This is a genomic window from Bradyrhizobium sp. CCGB20 (assembly GCF_024199855.1).
Lineage (GTDB): Bacteria > Pseudomonadota > Alphaproteobacteria > Rhizobiales > Xanthobacteraceae > Bradyrhizobium.
The window spans coordinates 2,969,295-2,986,719 of the sequence record NZ_JANADN010000001.1; the positions used below are offsets into that span (position 1 = coordinate 2,969,295).

Below are 17,425 nucleotides of genomic sequence, written 5' to 3' on the forward strand. Positions count from 1 at the left end.
ATCCTACTGGGGGGACAGACCGACGGTTGTCGATGCCTTTGCGACGGGCGGCGGATTCCATTTTCCGGTCAGCGCCTCCGACTTCGGGCCGTAGAGCCGCATGGTCAAATTGAACGGTCCCTTCGGCGCGGGCAGCCAGTTGGCCTCCTTGTCCTTGCCCGGGCTCTCATTCTGGAAATAGAGGTCCAGCGAGCCGTCGGCATTGTATTTGAACGGCATCCAGCTGCTGACCGCAAACCGGTTCAGCGCGTTGCCGACCTGGAACCCGTCCGGATCGTAGAGCGTGATCGACCAGAAGGCGTTGACCGGCGGAGCTGCGCCCTTCTCGAACGTGATCGTGTATTTGTTCGCACCATCGAGCGGCCTGCCGGATTCGTCGCCGACGTTGAGCGGATAGATCGCGTCTTCCGGCAGGTTGGCGCCGAGCCCGACTTGCGCGACGATGGCGCGCTTCAAATAGTAATTGCCGTACACGCCCATGGTGTCGGTATTCATCGACCAGCCGTTGGCGACACGCGCCAGCGTCGGGATCTTCCATGCCATGAGTTTCTGCGCAACTTCAGGTGCGGTTTGCAAGCCCCGTTGCACGGCCGGATCGAGCTTGGCGATGTCGAAGCTCTTGCCGGGCTCGATGCCGATCCGCTTCATTTGCGCGATGATCGGCTCGTCGGTGACGTGCGGCGGGTGCAGCTTGAGCAATTCGGCCGCATAGGCGAAATACGCACCGGCCGCCATGGTGTCGACCTGCACCTTGGGCGGCGTCTTCATGTCGATGCTCGGATCCGGCTTGAATTCCACCGGCTTCGGCGTCTTGCCATACTCGGACAGCGCAACGACCTTGTAGCCGGACTGGATCTTGTGGACCGCGGCGTAGTCGTCCGGACCGTCCGTCTTGGTGCGGCCGACGACCCAGACGTAAGGCGTCGGTGCGTCGATGCGCTGGGTGTCCTTGGGCAGCTTGAATTCCTCGACGAACCTGTCGCGCAGATCAGGCCGCCAGCCCTGAGGTGAGACCAGGAACGTTCCGGCCCGTGTGCCGGTCGTGCGCCAGCCCGGAGACGCGAACACGTCGGTCCACATGTCGAGCATCGGCATCAGGTAGTAGCGTCCATCGGTGTCCGGCACCGAAACGACCACCGGCTCCTTGGTCAGGTCCAGCCAGGAGACGGAATAGAGGGTGTCGAAGTTGGGGCGGACAACGCCCTTGAAATTCGCCGGAGGATACTCGGGAATATTGACGAAAGTATTCGCCGGGCCCTTGAATTCGTTCGCGGCGTTGGTCGATTGCTTGCGCGTGACGTCCATTGACAGGATCGGGTAGAAATAGACATAGGCATCCACCGCGATCGCGTGAGCTTCCTGCTCGGTGAGTGCAGGCGCGGCACTTTGCGCGAGCGCCCCCGATGCAATCAGGGTGGCGATGCAAAAAGGCAAAGTCTGTTTCAGCAAGACACGATGCATTTCCAGTCCTCCTTACCGATGCGCACTGAGGGAAGCTGCACTGTCGGGCGCGGCCACCCGTTTGTTTTTGGTAACGACCGCGGCAGATATCGGGGCCCGCGCTACCCTTGGTTCGCACGGTTTCCATCCTCGCTTGAACAAGGCGGCAGGCCCCTTGACATAAATCAACGTCGTTGGGCGGCTGTTGCTGTGAGCCCCGAAGCGGAACGGCTTGATCTAGATCAATCCTTGGCAAGTCGTCCTGTCTCACATGCAGGCCCGCACAAGTGCTCGCGGCCCAAAACCTGCGTTCAATGCCTTGTCTGCCGCAAGCCATACAGGTGCTGCACCGGAGGAGAGGGATCGTGAAAACTTCCGCGCTGTTGCTCTCTGCCGCGACACTGACGATATTCACCATGGCGCCGACGTCGGCACAGCAGACCACCGGCGCGCCGGGCTCGCCCGGCGCCACGACGACGATCGACGGAAAATATCTTCCGCCGCAATGACATTTGGCTTTGCTTGACCTCGAAGTTCACCGTTCGACTGCAAAGATGCGCCAATCTCCGGGGACACCTTTAAGCGCATGGTTGCCGCGGTCACCAAAACGCAAGCCGGAACCCGCCACCAGGTCCTTGACCGTGCTCGACACTAACACCTCGTTCGCGCCGGCGAGCGCGGCAACACGCGCTCCGATGTGAACGGCAATGCCACCGATATCATCGCCGATCAATTCGCACTCGCCGGTATGAAGCCCGGCGCGGACTTCAATGCCCAGCGACCTGATCTCGTCTGCAATGGCACAGGCGCAGCGCACGCCACGCGCAGGACCGTCGAAAGTAGCAAGAACGCCGTCGCCGGTGCTCTTGATTTCATGGCCGCGGAAGCGTGAGAGGGTGCGCCGTATCGCCGTATGATGAATGTCAAGGAGGTCGCGCCAGCGATGGTCACCGAGCGCGGCGGCCTTCTCGGTCGAGCTGACGATGTCGGTGAAGAGCACCGTGGCAAGTACGCGGTCGACCGCGACGGGCGCACGCGAGCCGGTCAGAAATTCCTCGATAGCGTCGGCGATATCATCGGCATTGTCGCCGACGAAGGGGAGGTGGTCGATCCCCGGGAGCTCGAGATAACGAGAGCCTGGAATATGCTTTGCGAGAAACCGGCCGCCCTCGATGCTGACGTTCCTGTCGCCCGTCCGGTGGATGACGAGGGTCGGGACCCGAATCGTTGAGACAATGCCGCTGATATCATTCAAACGGTTCATGCGCGCGTACGCTGCGGCTCCAGCTGGGCTATTGGACACGCGCTCGTTCTTGCCCCACCAGCGTTTGAACGCCGAGTCGTTCACGCGGGAGGGTGCAAACCTTGCCACGCTGTCGCCGCTGCCCCAGTCACGTTCGATATAATCGAGAACTTGCTCCAGTGTCCTCAGAGTAAATTTCGAGGCTGGATAGGCGTTGCAGAGCACCAGCGCGCAGCAACGACTGGGATACGTCGCCGCGAACAGCGCCGACATCGTGCCACCTTCGGAAATGCCGAGAAGCGCTGCCTGTTCCATGCCCGCAGCATCCATGACCGCACGCAGGTCATCCATGCGCTGGTCAAGGCCCGGCAAGTCAGAGACCCGATCCGACAGGCCCGTGCCGCGCTTGTCGAACATCACCACCCGGGCGTAGCGCGCCAGGTGCATTAGCCAACGACTCACCTCCGGTTGGTCCCACCAGTGCTCGACATTCGTAAAGGCCGGCGGAGCGAAGACAACATTGATTGGACCCTCGCCGAACACTTGATAAGCGATGTGAACGTCGCCGCTCTTGGCGTACCGGGTGTCTGGCTGCATTGACGACCCCACGCTTGCCGGGGACTTCCTGGCCGGCGGGAATTATAGCAGCAGCTAAGATTGTAGGAAACGGCTCAATGTCCCTGTGGCCCATCGCTGACCTCGGCGCTCAGCCTGCCGACCTTCAGCTTGTGACCCGAGGCGGACACCAGCTTCGTCGGCGACGCAAGGTGAGGGTCGAATTGGGAGTGTGATCAGAACGAGAGCGGAAAGCTGACGCGCCCACGCGCGGACCATGTGAGGAAGTTGTTGCCGATCCCGCCAAGCTCGCCCCCAACGCTGCCCCGAACGCCGTTTGCCCCGTCGAAGTTGAGACCTCCGGTCATGCGCGCCGACCAGCCCTGCACGAATTGCGTCGGCAGCAGCGGCACTGTGCCGCCGTTATCGAAATAATAGTCTGCATACGCTCCGACATAGGGTGCGACCGCGACGGCCGTGCCGATACTCAACGGAGAAGTGAACTTGGCACCCGCGCTCGCCCGACCACTCGAGAAGTCGTAAGCGGTCTGCAATGTGCCGAGGCTGTCGAGATACTGATCGTCATGCTCCCACAGGGCATAGACCTTGACCGAGGGCTCGATCTCCAGGGACGCCATCCTGTATATCCCGGTCAGTCCCGCCGAGCCGATCCATCGGCTGCCGGGGAAGGTTGCCGAAGCGGTCCCGGAGACGCCGTCATAGCTCACGCCCGAGCGTGCCAGTGCTGCGTCGAATCGGATACCGGGCCAGATCCTCCAGCCGAGGTACCCACCCACGGTCCAGCCGTCACCCTTCAGCCGGCCATTCAGCAACGTCGATGAGTAGCTGAACGCCTCGTAGCCGCCGGTAACGCCGATCAGGAAGTCCGGCGTCAATCGTCGGGTCAGGCCGAGCAGCGCGTTCACTTGGCCGCCCACGATGTCTCCCGCAGCGATGTCCGTATTCCAGCCGGTGCCGCGGACGTCGGCCCAGAGCTGCCATTCCCGGGGCGCACGCACTGGCAGGGTTGATGCCTTGGTGACCATCGGGTTGTCGGCATAGGCAAGCGCCCCGAAAGCGTCGTTGACGCGATAATTGCCAGTCACGGTGTTGGCAGAGGGCTGCCCGGGATAGCTCGGACCGGTCAAAAGCCCGCTCGCGCGCGCGACCGCGGTCGCATCCATGTTGTTCGCAGGGCCGCGCAGCTCGGCTTGCGGCTCCGCCCCGAAGTTGATGCGCATGCCACTGCCGATCGAAGAGAGCAGGGAACCGCCGCTGTCGGAAAAGCCATCCGAGATCGCACCATCGACGGCGCTCTGGAACGCCGCTGACGAGGCATGCGCCTCGAGCCTGGTGACGGCGAGTTGCAGCGCGCGCAGCCGCGTGCTGTCCGTGGGGATGCCGACCACCTGGGTGAGCGCCGCCGAAACGCTGCCCGTGAAGCCGCCGCCTCCGGGGAAGCTCGCCGTGATCGAATGCGATCCGACTGAGAGCGTGGTGGTCGTGAAGATCGCGACCCCACCTGTCAGGGCTCCGGTGCCGATGGCGCTACCGGCATCGAGGAACGTGACGGTGCCGGTCGGTGTGCCGCCGCCGGTGACCGTTGCGGTGAAGGTCACCGCTTGACCGAAACTGCTCGGATTGAGGGAAGAGGTCAGCGTCGTGCTGGTTCCGGGCGTGTTGACCGAAAGGCTGGCGCTGGCGGCTGTGCCGGGCGGAGCCTCATTCGAAGTCACGTTCGCGATGGTGTTGGTCTTGGTGCCGGCGGTTGTCGCGGTGACGTTGATGGTGATCGAGCAGCTCCCGTTCGCAGCCAGCGTCCCGCCGGACAGCAACAGGCTGCTGCCGCCGGCCGCAGCGCTCGCGGCTCCGTTGCAGGTGTTGGTCAATGCGTTCGGCGTTGCTACCACGAGACCGGCCGGGAGACCGTCGGTGAAGGCGAGACCGCTCAGCGCAATCGAGTTGGGATTGGTGATGGTGACGGTGAGGGACGTCGTCCCGCCAATCGCCAGAGTGGACGCACCGAACGCCTGCGTCACCGTCGGAGCCGTGAGCGTACCGACGAAGATGTTTGCGGTCGCCATGTTGCCGGCGCCGCCAAAGGAACTCACGACAACCGAGTTGGTCTTCAAGCCGTTGGTCGTTCCGGTCACGTTGACCGTAAGGGTGCAGGATCCGCCTACGCTCAGGAGCGGATTCAAGAAAATAATGTTACCGCTGCCGGCCGTCGCGGTCACCGTTGTGGGCCCTGCGTTGGTGCAGGACTGCGACAGGCCGTTCGGTGTCGCAATGACGAGGCCGGCCGGCATGGTGTCGGTGAATGTTACGTTCTGGGCGAAATCCGCTGGATCAGTGTTTGTGATGGTAAAAGTCATGGTCGTCGTCCCATTCAAGGGAATCGACGAGGTCCCGAACGCTTTCGTGATGACGGGAATTGCGGCCTGAGAAAATGCCGGACCTGCAAACGCGAACACTCCCAGCGCCACTGTGACGGCTGCCACGACGCCGCGGACCCAGCGGCCTGACGCGTCAGTGCGGGCGCCCCGGAGTCGCGTGGCAACACGAGCTTGGCATTGATGTAGCAAACCCGCGTCTCCGCATCACCGGCCCCCAGCCGAACTCTGCGAAATCCTATTTGTGACGATACGTTCGCAAAGGGGTTCCAACAATTGGTGCTTTGCCCGGTAGCGGCTCGCGCATTCTGTTTGTCGTCGAGTGTTGCAGCGAAAGCACGATACCACCAAAGGATGCGGCGCAAACAATTGGCAGGTGATGAGCGCCGGCGATGGCATCAAATTCGCGATTGATTTAAGCAAAATGCCTGCACATTACGCAGCTGCTTACATCATCGATGGAGACGCGTTGGTCGAGCTTCACTTTGATTGCACTGCCAACGTCTTCGAGGTGATAACCAGCATGGACCTGAAGCGCGTTCAGATCGTCGAAGCGAAGCTGTATCAACTGGTCTGCGATGATGCTCTTTCCAATTTTGGGGGCGTTCGTTGAGGGTAGCAGTTTTGATCTTGGCTCTGACATGGTCGCCTCAGGTGTCTGCTCAGATGCATCCTGGAGAACAGCCATCGGTTTCTCGCTTCCGAGCATGTATTCGGTCGCACATTCCCGACGCGAAAGCCGCAGGGGTTCGGACACTCGACGCTGCCGCGAACTACGCGATGAAGGCGTGTGTGCCCTTGTTCGGAGTTTTCTTAGACCCAAACGCGTTTTCGAATGCGGAAGTCCTGGAGGAAGCGCTACCTCCCGGCATATATCGCTCGGTCATTAGGGAGGAGTGGGGCCACTTTATGGAGCAGGGAAACGGGCGATAGGGACTGGGTCCGGCTGCGCACTGCTGGGGCGCTCGTGATTTCCGTCACAGATTGAGAAGCCGCCCGCACGCTGCGAATGGTGAGACGCATCACAGATTGAATAGCAAGGCCGCGCCTATTGTTCGCCACAGGGAATGGTCCCTCTTGATAGCAGCAGGAGCATTCAATATGGGCGAGGTTATTCGATTTGTCTCAAAGTCCGAGCGAGAGCATGCCCGCTTGGTTCGGGAAGCCCTCGCGATATATGACAGCATCTTCCCGGCGGCTGATCCGGTCAGGGAGCAGCATGACAAGGCATCGCTAAGCCATACGGTCAGCGGCACCAAAGCCCATCGCAGCGACGGGGGGCCTCTGTCGTGATCAAGGTCATCGCCGTGCTCTGCAGTCTCTCGTCTCCGACAGATTGCCGCGAACAGATCGTCACCACCTCGGACTTCGCCGACATCTCGATGCAGTCCTGCCTGATGGGCGCGCCACAGCTCGCCGAGTGGATGAACCAGCATCCGGCAGAGCGCCTGGCGGCATGGCGCTGCGTGATTGGTAGCCAGGATCGCAGAGGAGTTTAGGGTGGGAAGCAGCCTCCCCAGACGCTTTGAACCGCTTAACCACGACCGCTGCGGACGGCGAGACGCACCCGCAGCTCAGCTGGATAGAGCATTACTGGCGAGCTCGACGACGGCACCTCGCATTGTTGCTGGCTTTCCGGCAGCGAGGATGGCGGCCATTGCCGGGTTACCCTCTGCTTCCAGCGCCACGACAGCTTGTCGGGCCCAAAGATAAGACGCCTGAAAAATCTCCGTATGGCGGTCGAAGTCCGTCACATCGATCCCTGGCGGAAAGGGCGGGCGTATCACCAGATCGAGTGGTCCCGCCGGCAACGTATCGTAGCGCTGATGCGCCACGAGGCTTCGCCACAGCACGTTGACGGCACTCGGTGCGGCGGGAAGCAGCTTCTTGCGAAACGGCATCAGCATTGCCGCGACCAGCTCGAGCCGTCCGGGCAACGCATCATACGCGACATCAAACAGCTCAACCGCCGGCTCGCCGAAATGCACGACCAGATTGGGGCCACTCTTTAGTTGATGCATCGGTGCCAGCGGCACATTATCGATCAGGCATCCATCGACAAGCATCGCACCTTCTGGCGTGTAGAACGGCGGCAATAATCCAGGAATTGCGCTTGAGGCACGCACCGCCTGCCACAGCGATCCCGAGCGGATCAATTCCAGGTTATGGGTCGAAAGATTGGTTGCGACTGCCGCGAAAGGTCGCCAGCAATCCTCGATCCGGCAATCGTGGCCGAATTGACGGGCGAGCGCCCGATCGAACGCCTTATGATCCAGCAAGGCGTAACGCGGCCAGGTTGGCCGCCGGAAGCTGCGATTCTTGACGAAAATATCGTGCGTGCCGCGCTCAAGATCCTCTGCTTCGAGGTTCTTTGCGAATCCGGCCGCCATGGCAGAGCCGACACTGGTGCCGATAAAGATATCGAATGTCACGCCAAGCTCGCAGAAGGCCTTGTAGACCCCCACATGCGCCGATCCAAAGCTTCCGCCGCCGCCGGCGACGTATCCAATCGCGCGACCCGACAGGAATCGGGCTAGACTGTCGAAATCAACTTGATCCCCCAGCGCGACATGGTGATGCATGAAGGAGGGCAGCCGAGCAAGCCAGGCCGCGGTTCCACTGACGTGACTGCTCCGTCGATCATGTACGCGAACGAGGCGTCGCGCCGACCTTGGGTGAACCTCACAGGCAAAAGCCTCGACATCCGTCAAGGGTCCCACCGGCGCATCGCCGCGGCACCCGAACACAACCATGTCGGCCTGGCGGATAGCCTTGCGTGTCCAGGCATTGGCATCGTGATCTCCGAGGTAAACGACCAGCGGCGCGGCGTGTTCTAGTCTGTTGAGCCATTCAGCGACATCGGGCGCATCCGGGGCTTGCCCGGGAAACTTGGAAGTGACGCGGGCGACATCGACGATCTCCGCATCGGTGGCGGCGAGCGCATCGCGCATTCGACGATCAAAGGCGCCAGGCAACAGCTCGCGTCCACCTTCGATGAGGGCCACCGTTCTGGCCCTTGGTGACGAGCGAAGCGGCGCGAGGCGCGCCGTCTCCTTGCCAAACCGGAGCGCGAGCGCCGCAAGTACTGCCTCAACAATCGCGGGGGCGTCCCTGGCAAGCTTCTGGTAGGCTGCACGTGTCAACACGAGCACGCTGGTGTCGCGGATGGCAATGACATTGGCCGTGCGCGGGACATTTGCAAAGAAGCCGATTTCGCCAACCAATTCGCCGGCACGGAGCTCGGCGACAGGTTCGAGCTCGCTATTCCGGCACACAGCTAGCGCGCCGTGCAGCACCAAAAACAATGAGTCCGAGGGGCCCCCTTGGGCAACGAGCCTTTCTCCCCGCACCAGATCGAGGCGAACCATTGCGTTCAGAGCCGTCATCCGCTGTTCCGAACTGAGCGTTCTGAACAGAGCGAAGTCCTCAGACACGTTGCCCCACGCAAATGTCGCGCTCGCTTCATTCATTGGCGACATCCAGTTCGACTGCACGGCCCTGATGTTAATGCCGGGTCGCCTCGTCTGCCAGAATGAATAAGGGTTAGAAGCACCGCAACATGGATTGTGAAGCTATCCTGCCTCTACGACGCTGCAACCTCGGGGCCGCTTTCGACTTTCATAGACCGCCTCCGTTCGCTGCGGCGCTTGAGTCTGCTTGTGGCCCTGAGCAGAACATCACGAGAGCCATTGCCATGTCCGCTGTCTGAGGGAGGCGGACGTCGCCCGACTGATGGGCTGACCGCTGCTTTTGACCCGAAGCGGACCTGGCTGTCCCAGCGCGTTTTTCGCAAGCTCAAGAACCCGGTGGTCAATTCAAATTCGTAACCTCGGCAGTCCCGGGTGGGTTCATCAGAATGGTATCGATGGTCGCTTCGTATTTCGACCATTCCCTTCCCGAGTTTTCGATGCTGATCTTCGGGATATCCAGCTCTGCGTAAAGTCGGTCAGTGAGCTTGCGATAACTACGGTACAGCTCGATGAGCCCATCAAGGCCAACCAGGTCGTGCCTGACGGCATAGGGCGATGCCAATTTCCAGTCGACCTGATATGTCACCCACGCATCACCACGCTCTGCAGCAACCGTTCTAATCGCCCGGTCAACGTCATCTTGATTAAAGTAGATCAGCAAGGGACGTAATGGCTTGATGGCAGTCACCACCTCATGAATGTAGCCACGAATCAGGGCTGTGTCGGCATCAAGCAGGAATAGTGACGTCAGATTGCCATGGAAAAGTTGTCCATCGACAACCGTGATGCGCTCTGACATCAAGCCCGAATTGACGTAGGCCCGCCAGCGTGCGGCGGCTGATTTCGCCAGTTGCCTTGCCGGCATGTCCGCCCACGGCACGTCCCAATCGAAGCGGATCGGATGTGGACTGACGCCCTCGGTAATGCCGAGGGCGGCGATGCCGGATCCATTCAATCGATCGGCGATTCGCCGTACGCTCGTCGACTTGCCGGACCCCATGATCCCTTCGACGATCACAAGTCCAGAGCGGATGCTGCAAACGGGCCGGGTCATATCGAGGCGATGATAGCCTGTCCAATGCGCCCCTACCAGCGAAGCTTCTTCTGCTCCTGGCCCATAGCTGACCCTGCAGCGCTGCCCGCCGACGGTCAGCTTTTGACCCGAAGCGGTCATCTGGCAGTCCCAATTCGAACTCCGACCTTGAAGGTGACAAATTTCGGACCTTGAGAAGATTGGACGAGAATTGTTGCATTAAATCGGAGCGCATGAATGAGCCCTTCCGGATCTTTGATCGCGATCCTGCCGTGCAATGACCTTGATGCGTCGGAGCGCTTCTACAATCGATTGGGCTTCGCGCGTCCGGACAGCCAAAGGCCTGCGCCGGGAGAACCCGACACCTATCGCATGCTGTCGAACTCAAAAGGCGGATATCTGCATTTGACGGACGCCGTCGAGGGATGGCTGACACCGGGCAGAAACCCTTTCGGGCTTTATCTTTACCTCGAGAGTGTTGACGCTGCGGCGCGCGAATTTCAGCAATCACCCGAAGACAAGCCGTGGGGGATGTACGAATTTGCCATATCTGATCCGGATGAAACGTTGGTCCGGGTCGGGTGGCCAACCCGTCTCCGCGCCGGAGCCCAATAATTCGTCCGCAGTTGGGCCCGAAGCGGACCTGTGCGGAGCGTGATGTGAACGCCCACACGGAGCCTAGTCCTCGTCGTTTCGCCGATCGAAAGGCCGTTCCGTAGACCGCCGAGCATACGTCGAACCGCGCCACGCCGAAATGGGTCGCATCGCCCGTTTCATTTAACGCGTCGGCAGAACCAAAACGCGAGATTGAGCTGTATTCATAAAGATCCCCTCGACTTCGAGACGCATGGTGTCGCGGCATTCGCACGCCACCGCTGCGAGCCGCGATGGGTCGATCTCGATTTCGCCTCGCCGTTCAGATCTGATCGCTCCGGAAGCGCGCAGATTGCGCATCAGGAGCGTCACCGTCGGTCGTCGCACACCCAGTATTTGCGAAAGCGTCTCCTGGGTGAGCGGGAGGACGTCGTGGTCGACGCAGTCGCGAAGATGGAGCAGCCAGCGTGCCATGCGGGCTTGGACCGGATGCAGAGCATTGCAGGCTCCGCCGATTTGTAGCTGTATCAGCATCGCCTTGAAGTGAAGCTGGATAGCGTGGCGGATCGCGGGGCTCCGGCTAAAAGCGGCGTGGAATCGCGATGCAGGGATCCGCGAGGCGGTGCCGGCGGCACGAACGATGGCGGTAACGGCCGCAGGGGACGGCCCCAGCACGGAAAGAGTGCCTACTGCTCCCTCACGCCCTATCACGGCGCTGGCGACCGTCTCCCCGTTCGCCATGTCGATCATCACCGAAATGGCGCCACTATGAGGGAAGAGGACGTGCTCGGTCTGGTCACCCGCCCGCGAGACGACCGCGTCCCGATCGAGCGCGACCATCTCCAACTCGGGTGCCAGCAGACCGAGATCCGCCACCGGCAGTGCTGCGAGAAGTCGGTTACCAATTCCGCTGGGAAGCGTCACCGTAGCCCACCGCGAACCATCCGCCGCATCGCATTTCGAGCGGCATAGGACGGCAAACTCGAACTTTGTTTGAATCCGCCTACGCTTCGCGCTCTGAAATCCAATTCAGCTGCGGAAGCTCTCAATCTCAAAAATAAAACTCCAAACACACGCGACCGCGAGGCGAAGTTTTGTCTCGCGCCATCATTGAGGACTTAGGTTCAAGCGCTACGCGGCACAATTGCAAAATGCGTATGGGTAACACCATAGGGGGTTCCAATTTCCGGAGCACGGCAAACGATGCGGTGAGAGAGTGGTGCGCGAACCATGCCTCGAACCGCGATCGGCGCGTTCTACGCGATGATGCGCACAAGCTAGTGGAAGCGGGCGTTTAGGAACTCCGCCAGGCGGGCCTGACAGGAGGTGGTTTCGCCGGCTGATCGGCTTCGTGGCCGGTCGGTCGAGCGAAGGCGTTTTCGTCGACAGGCCTCAAGACGGCGACCGCGGCCATGATGACATCATGCCAGTGTTTTGCCCGACGAGTCAAAACGATTTCGTAAAATCAGCAGCGTTCGTGCCGCGCACTTAAGCCATTGATATCGCTGGCCCCGGCTACTGTGCATGGGGTTGTTTTTTCAGTTTTTGTTTTGGCAGGCCTCGCCGCCGGCTTTGCGGTGGCGATGCGGCAATCATCCAGCCTTGATCATCCGGTCTTGATCATCCGGTCTTGGCGATGCGGCTCTCCGCCGCCCCGGACCGCAGGTTCTGGAAGAACTTTTCCACCTCGCGCGACAGCGTGTCCGCCGTCTCCGTCAGGCTGCTCGCCGCCGTCAGCACCGAGGATGCCGCCGTATCGGTCTCGCCGATGGCGTCGCGCAGCGAGGTGATATTGGCGACCAGGGTCTCGTTGCCCTGCGCGGCGCTTTGCGCGTTGGACGAGATCTCGCGCGTGGCGGCGTCCTGCTGGCCGATGGCGCCGGCGATCGCCGAGGTGACATCGTTGATCTCGCGCACCGCGCCGCCGATCTCGCGCACGGCATCGACCGCGTTGCGGGTGGACGCCTGGATCATCGAAACGTTCTCGCCGATCTCGGCGGTCGCTTTCGCGGTCTGGCCCGCCAGCGCCTTCACTTCGTGCGCGACGACGGCAAAGCCGCGGCCGGCATCGCCGGCGCGCGCGGCCTCGATGGTGGCGTTGAGCGCGAGCAGATTGGTCTGCTCGGCGATCGCCTGGATCAGATTCAGCACGCCGTCGATGCGCTGCGTGGCGGCCGCGAGGCTTTCGATCTCGGCGATCGATTTCTCGGTACGCTGGCCGGTCTGCTCGACCGCGCCCGCGGATTGCCGCACCTGGCGGCCGATCTCCACCACCGACGCGGACAGCTCCTCGGCTGCGCCTGCCACGGCCGTGACGTTGTGCGAGGCCTGCTCGGTGGCGTTCGCGGCCGTGCCGGCGCGGCTGCTCGCGTCCGCGGTGACGCGGGTGATGGTCTGCGCGGTCTCGCGCATGACGGAGGCGTTGTCGCTGAGGCCGCGCATGATCGCGCCGATCGCCTCGCGAAACGCCTCGACGGATTGTTCGATATGGCGGGCGCGCTGTTCGCGCGCGGCGGAGTCCTGCGAGACCTGCGAGGCGAGGTTGCGGTTGCGGCCCATCGCGTCCTGGAAGATCTGGATGGCGCGTGCCAGCGCGCCGATCTCGTCGGCGCGGCCAGAGTGCGGCACCACGACATTCTCGGCGCCGTCCGCGACCTGCTTGATCGTCGCGGTGATGGCGGAGAGGGGGCGGGCGATCGAGCGGGCGATGATGACGATGCCGATCACGACGAGGGCCAGCGCCACGCCGCCGAGGCAGGTCAGCACGAAGGAGAGGGTGCGGTTGGTCTCGGTCTCGCGCGCGATCTGCCTGGCGCGCTCGGCATAGACCTTGGACAGCGCCTCGAGATCCTTGTTCAGCGCCGAGCGCACGGCGCGGTTGGCGTCGTTGTCGCCCCATTCGCGGCCCGCGGCCGCATTGATCTCGACGCCGCGGCGCACCAGCTCCTTGCGGAATTCGACGAATTGCTCGATGCGCTTCTTGAAGGTGGCGAACTGTTCGGCATCGTCAGCTCTGACGATGGTCTCCCAACGCTTCACGACGTCGAGGATCTGCGCGTTGAACTTGAGCAGGCCTTCGCCGTATTTCTTCACGACGGCGGGTTCGGTCGACATGTAGACGCCGCGCGATTCCATCACGACCGCGTAGACCAGCGAGTTGACCCGCTCGACGTTGAGCGCGGCGGCGTTCGCCGTCTCGATCGCGCTGGTCAGTTCGGCGCTGCGGCGGCTGTTGTAGTCGGACAGCAGCGCGATCGCCGCCGTGAGCAGCGCGAACAGCGCGAAGATCGCGTAGAGCCTGGTCGCAAGCGTGAAACGGCCTGCCGTGACGGCGGCATTCCCGGATCGGTCGGTTGTCATGGATTCAGGGGCCCGGATGGCCTGAAGCGGCCGGTGAGAACGGTCGTGCAAAATTGATGCAAAACTATGCAGAACGAAGATGGATGCGGCGTTAACGCCGCAGCCTCGCCCCTTCGTCCTTAGTCGAAGGAAAGGTAAGATATTTCAGCGTCTTGATCTGAAGGTATAGTCTTGAGATCGCGCTGGAGTCGGTCATTGGCCGACGAACCCCGGAGAGGCCCTTGGTCTACCGCCACACCATCGACGCCACGACCTACACATTCCCTGATTTGCGCGACCTGCTTGCCAAGGCGACGCCGCCGCGCTCCGGCGACCGGCTGGCCGGCATTGCCGCCGCCAGCGCCGAGCAGATGATTGCGGCGCGGATGGCGCTGGCCGACGTCCCGCTCGGGCAGTTCCTGCAGGAAGCGGTCATCCCCTATGAAGCCGACGAGGTCACCCGCCTCGTCATCGACAGCCACGATGCCAGGGCGTTCGCGCCGGTGGCTTCGCTGACCGTCGGCGGCTTCCGCGACTGGCTGTTGTCGGAGGCCGCGACGCCCGAGGTCCTGCGCAAGCTGGCGCCCGGCATCACCCCCGAGATGGCGGCCGCGGTCTCGAAGCTGATGCGCAACCAGGATCTGATCCTGGCGGCCAAAAAATGCGAGGTCACCACCGCCTTCCGCAACACCATCGGCCTGAAGGGGCGGATGAGCACGCGGCTCCAGCCCAACCACCCCTTCGACGATGCCAGGGGCATCACCGCCTCGATCCTCGACGGCATCCTGCTCGGCGCCGGCGATGCCTGCATCGGCATCAACCCGGCGAGCGACGATCCGGCGGTCATCGCGCAATTATTGCGGCTGCTCGACGAGATCATCGCGCGGCTGAAGATCCCGACGCAAGCTTGCGTGCTGACCCATGTCACGACGACGCTGTCGCTGATCGGGCAGGGCGTGCCGGTCGATCTCGTCTTCCAGTCGGTCGCCGGCACCGAGGCCGCCAACCACAGCTTTGGCATCGACCTTTCGCTGCTGAGGGAAGGGCAGGAGGCGGGGCTGTCGCAGCAGCGCGGCACGGTCGGGCAGAACGTGATGTATTTCGAGACCGGGCAAGGTTCGGCGCTGTCGGCGGGCGCCCATCACGGCGTCGACCAGCAGACCTGCGAGGCGCGCGCCTATGCGGTCGCCCGCGCCTTTGCGCCCTTGCTGGTCAACAGCGTGGTCGGCTTCATCGGCCCCGAATATCTCTACGACGGCAAGGAAATCATCCGCGCCGGGCTGGAGGATCATTTTTGCGGCAAGCTGCTCGGCCTGCCGCTCGGGATCGACATCTGCTACACCAACCACGCCGAGGCGGACCAGGACGACATGGACAATCTCCTGACCCTGCTCGCCGCTGCCGGCGTCACCTTCATCATGGGGGTCCCCGGCGCCGACGACGTCATGCTGAACTACCAGTCGACGTCTTTTCACGACGCGCTCTATGTCCGCGACGTCTTCGGTCTGCGCCGCGCGCCGGAATTCGACGACTGGCTGGTGCGGGCGGGCATCGCGGGCGCCGATTTCCGTATTGCCGGCGACGCAAGCCTGCTGCCCGATTTTGCCTCGCGGCTGATCGCGTGACTGGAGGGGGCTCCTGACGAAACCAATGGTGCCCTGCGGAATTATGCTCATGCCACAATATTGAGAAATTCCGGCGACAGCGTTACGTTATGTGTCTGGCTGGCAATTTCCGCACCTGTCGACGTGGCTGGGGGAGTTTTGATGCGAGCTGAAAGTAACGGTACGGCCCGGCGGATTCTCTGCGTGTTTCCGCGATACACCTCGTCGTTCGGGACGTTCGAGCATTCCTACCCGCTGACCGACGGCGTCTGCGCCTTCATGCCGCCGCAGGGACTTTTGCTGCTCGCGGCCTATCTGCCCGAGCAGTGGCAGGTCAAGTTCGTCGACGAGAACCTCCGCCGCACCACGAAAGAGGAGTTCGCGTGGGCGGAGGCGGTCTTCGTCAGCGGCATGCACATCCAGCGCCAGCAGATGAACGACATCTGCCGCCGCGCCCATGAATTCGATCTGCCGGTCGCGCTCGGCGGCCCCTCGGTCAGCGCCTGCCCGGACTATTATCCGTCCTTCGACTATCTCCATGTCGGCGAACTCGGCGACGCCACCAATCAGCTGATCGAGATTCTGGCGCGCGACACGGCGCGCCCCGAGGCACAGGTGGTGCTGACCACCAAGGACCGCGTGCCGATGACGGAGTTTCCGATCCCGGCCTATGAACTCGCCGACGTGAAGAAATACTTCCTCGGCAGCATCCAGTATTCCAGCGGCTGTCCCTATCAGTGCGAGTTCTGCGACATCCCCGGCCTCTACGGGCGCAACCCGCGCATCAAAACGCCGGAGCAGATCATCGCCGAGCTCGACCGGCTGCGCGAATGCGGCATGACCGACACGGTGTATTTCGTCGACGACAATTTCATCGGCAACCGCAAGGCGGCGATGGATCTGCTGCCGCATCTGATCGAATGGCAGAAGAAGACCGGCTACGTGGTGCGGCTCGCCTGCGAGGCGACGCTCAATATCGCCAAGCGGCCCGAGATCCTCGAGAAGATGCGCGAGGCCTATTTCATCACCATCTTCTGCGGCATCGAGACGCCCGATCCCGACGCGCTGAAGGCAATGCACAAGGACCATAACATGATGGTCCCGATCCTCGAGGGGGTGCGCACCATCAACTCCTACGGCATGGAGGTCGTGTCCGGCATCATCATGGGGCTCGACACCGACAAGCCGAACACCTCCGAAGCGCTGCTTTCCTTTGTCGAGGAATCCCGGATTCCGCTGCTCACCATCAACCTGCTTCAGGCGCTGCCGAAGACGCCGCTGTGGGACCGTCTGGAGCGCGAGGGGCGCCTGATCGAGGACGACGGCCGCGATTCCAACGTCGACTTCCTGCTGCCCTATGACGACGTCGTCGCATCCTGGAAGCACGCCATGGGCGTCGCCTATGAGCCCGAGAAGGTCTACGCGCGCTTCCAGTATCAATGCGACCATGTCTACGTGCACCGCCTCAAGATGCCGACGCCGGACGAGATGAAGACCTGGCCCAACATCAGGCGCGGCCTCGTCATGCTGCGCAACATCTTCTGGAAGGTCGGCGTGCTCGGCGACTACAGGCGCGTGTTCTGGAAGTTCGCGTTCGGGCGCATCAAGCGCGGCGATCTCGAAGGGCTGATCGGCTGCACCCTGATCGCGCACCATCTCATCACCTTTGCGCGCGCGGCCTCCAGCGGCAAGCAGAACGCCTCGAACTATTCGCTGCGGCTGCGCGAGGCCTCCGTTCCCGCCGAATGACGCCG

14 protein-coding genes are annotated in these 17,425 nt (G+C 62.3%); 7 read left to right on the forward strand and 7 right to left on the reverse strand.

Translation table 11 applies throughout. The annotated features are described in order from the left end of the window. Positions 1-3: 3 nt before the first annotated feature. A complete protein-coding gene (locus tag NLM15_RS13735) occupies positions 4-1,461 on the reverse strand; it encodes a DUF1254 domain-containing protein (RefSeq protein WP_254117564.1) in 1,458 nt (485 codons plus the stop codon). 344 nt (positions 1,462-1,805) lie between these two features. On the opposite strand from NLM15_RS13735, the gene NLM15_RS13740 reads away from it, so the two are divergent. Further along, on the forward strand, positions 1,806-1,949 hold the full coding sequence (locus tag NLM15_RS13740; RefSeq protein ID WP_254117565.1) for a hypothetical protein: 144 nt from the start codon (positions 1,806-1,808) through the stop codon (positions 1,947-1,949). Between the two features lie 26 nt (positions 1,950-1,975). On the opposite strand, the gene NLM15_RS13745 is transcribed toward NLM15_RS13740, so the two are convergent. Beyond that, positions 1,976-3,280, reverse strand: a complete 1,305-nt coding sequence (locus tag NLM15_RS13745) for an adenylate/guanylate cyclase domain-containing protein (protein ID WP_254117567.1) — start codon at positions 3,278-3,280, stop codon at positions 1,976-1,978. Positions 3,281-3,474: 194 nt separating this feature from the next. Beyond that, positions 3,475-5,739, reverse strand: coding sequence for an Ig-like domain repeat protein (locus NLM15_RS13750; RefSeq protein WP_309144928.1), 2,265 nt, complete (start codon positions 5,737-5,739; stop codon positions 3,475-3,477). Between the two features lie 271 nt (positions 5,740-6,010). On the opposite strand from NLM15_RS13750, the gene NLM15_RS13755 reads away from it, so the two are divergent. The 3 genes from NLM15_RS13755 to NLM15_RS13765 all read left to right on the forward strand — a co-directional run bounded on the left by NLM15_RS13755 (position 6,011) and on the right by NLM15_RS13765 (position 7,130). Further along, positions 6,011-6,244 carry a hypothetical protein gene (locus NLM15_RS13755; RefSeq protein WP_254117570.1) on the forward strand — a complete coding sequence of 78 codons (234 nt, stop codon included), beginning with the start codon at positions 6,011-6,013 and terminating at the stop codon, positions 6,242-6,244. 488 nt (positions 6,245-6,732) lie between these two features. Next, positions 6,733-6,924 carry a hypothetical protein gene (locus NLM15_RS13760; RefSeq protein ID WP_254117571.1) on the forward strand — a complete coding sequence of 64 codons (192 nt, stop codon included), beginning with the start codon at positions 6,733-6,735 and terminating at the stop codon, positions 6,922-6,924. After that, positions 6,921-7,130 carry a hypothetical protein gene (locus NLM15_RS13765; RefSeq protein ID WP_254117573.1) on the forward strand — a complete coding sequence of 70 codons (210 nt, stop codon included), beginning with the start codon at positions 6,921-6,923 and terminating at the stop codon, positions 7,128-7,130. Before NLM15_RS13760 ends, NLM15_RS13765 begins: the two co-directional genes overlap by 4 nt. Before the next feature lie 75 nt (positions 7,131-7,205). Here the strand turns inward: NLM15_RS13765 and NLM15_RS13770 are convergent, their stop codons facing one another. Continuing rightward, positions 7,206-9,101, reverse strand: a complete 1,896-nt coding sequence (locus NLM15_RS13770) for a patatin-like phospholipase family protein (protein WP_254117575.1) — start codon at positions 9,099-9,101, stop codon at positions 7,206-7,208. 340 nt (positions 9,102-9,441) lie between these two features. After that, a complete protein-coding gene (locus NLM15_RS13775; protein WP_254117577.1) occupies positions 9,442-10,275 on the reverse strand; it encodes a hypothetical protein in 834 nt (277 codons plus the stop codon). Positions 10,276-10,371: 96 nt separating this feature from the next. Between NLM15_RS13775 and NLM15_RS13780 the strand changes: the two genes are divergently transcribed. Then, positions 10,372-10,749, forward strand: coding sequence for a VOC family protein (locus NLM15_RS13780; protein WP_254117579.1), 378 nt, complete (start codon positions 10,372-10,374; stop codon positions 10,747-10,749). A 162-nt stretch (positions 10,750-10,911) separates the two neighbouring features. Here the strand turns inward: NLM15_RS13780 and NLM15_RS13785 are convergent, their stop codons facing one another. Continuing rightward, positions 10,912-11,652 carry a Crp/Fnr family transcriptional regulator gene (locus NLM15_RS13785; RefSeq protein WP_254117581.1) on the reverse strand — a complete coding sequence of 247 codons (741 nt, stop codon included), beginning with the start codon at positions 11,650-11,652 and terminating at the stop codon, positions 10,912-10,914. A 696-nt stretch (positions 11,653-12,348) separates the two neighbouring features. Further along, positions 12,349-14,088 carry a methyl-accepting chemotaxis protein gene (locus NLM15_RS13790; protein WP_254117582.1) on the reverse strand — a complete coding sequence of 580 codons (1,740 nt, stop codon included), beginning with the start codon at positions 14,086-14,088 and terminating at the stop codon, positions 12,349-12,351. Between the two features lie 221 nt (positions 14,089-14,309). On the opposite strand from NLM15_RS13790, the gene NLM15_RS13795 reads away from it, so the two are divergent. Beyond that, the gene (locus NLM15_RS13795) at positions 14,310-15,692 is read left to right on the forward strand and encodes an ethanolamine ammonia-lyase subunit EutB (protein WP_254117583.1); all 1,383 of its coding nucleotides are present in this window, start codon (positions 14,310-14,312) and stop codon (positions 15,690-15,692) included. Between the two features lie 141 nt (positions 15,693-15,833). Further along, positions 15,834-17,420, forward strand: a complete 1,587-nt coding sequence (locus tag NLM15_RS13800; RefSeq protein WP_254117584.1) for a B12-binding domain-containing radical SAM protein — start codon at positions 15,834-15,836, stop codon at positions 17,418-17,420. Positions 17,421-17,425: the final 5 nt, after the last annotated feature.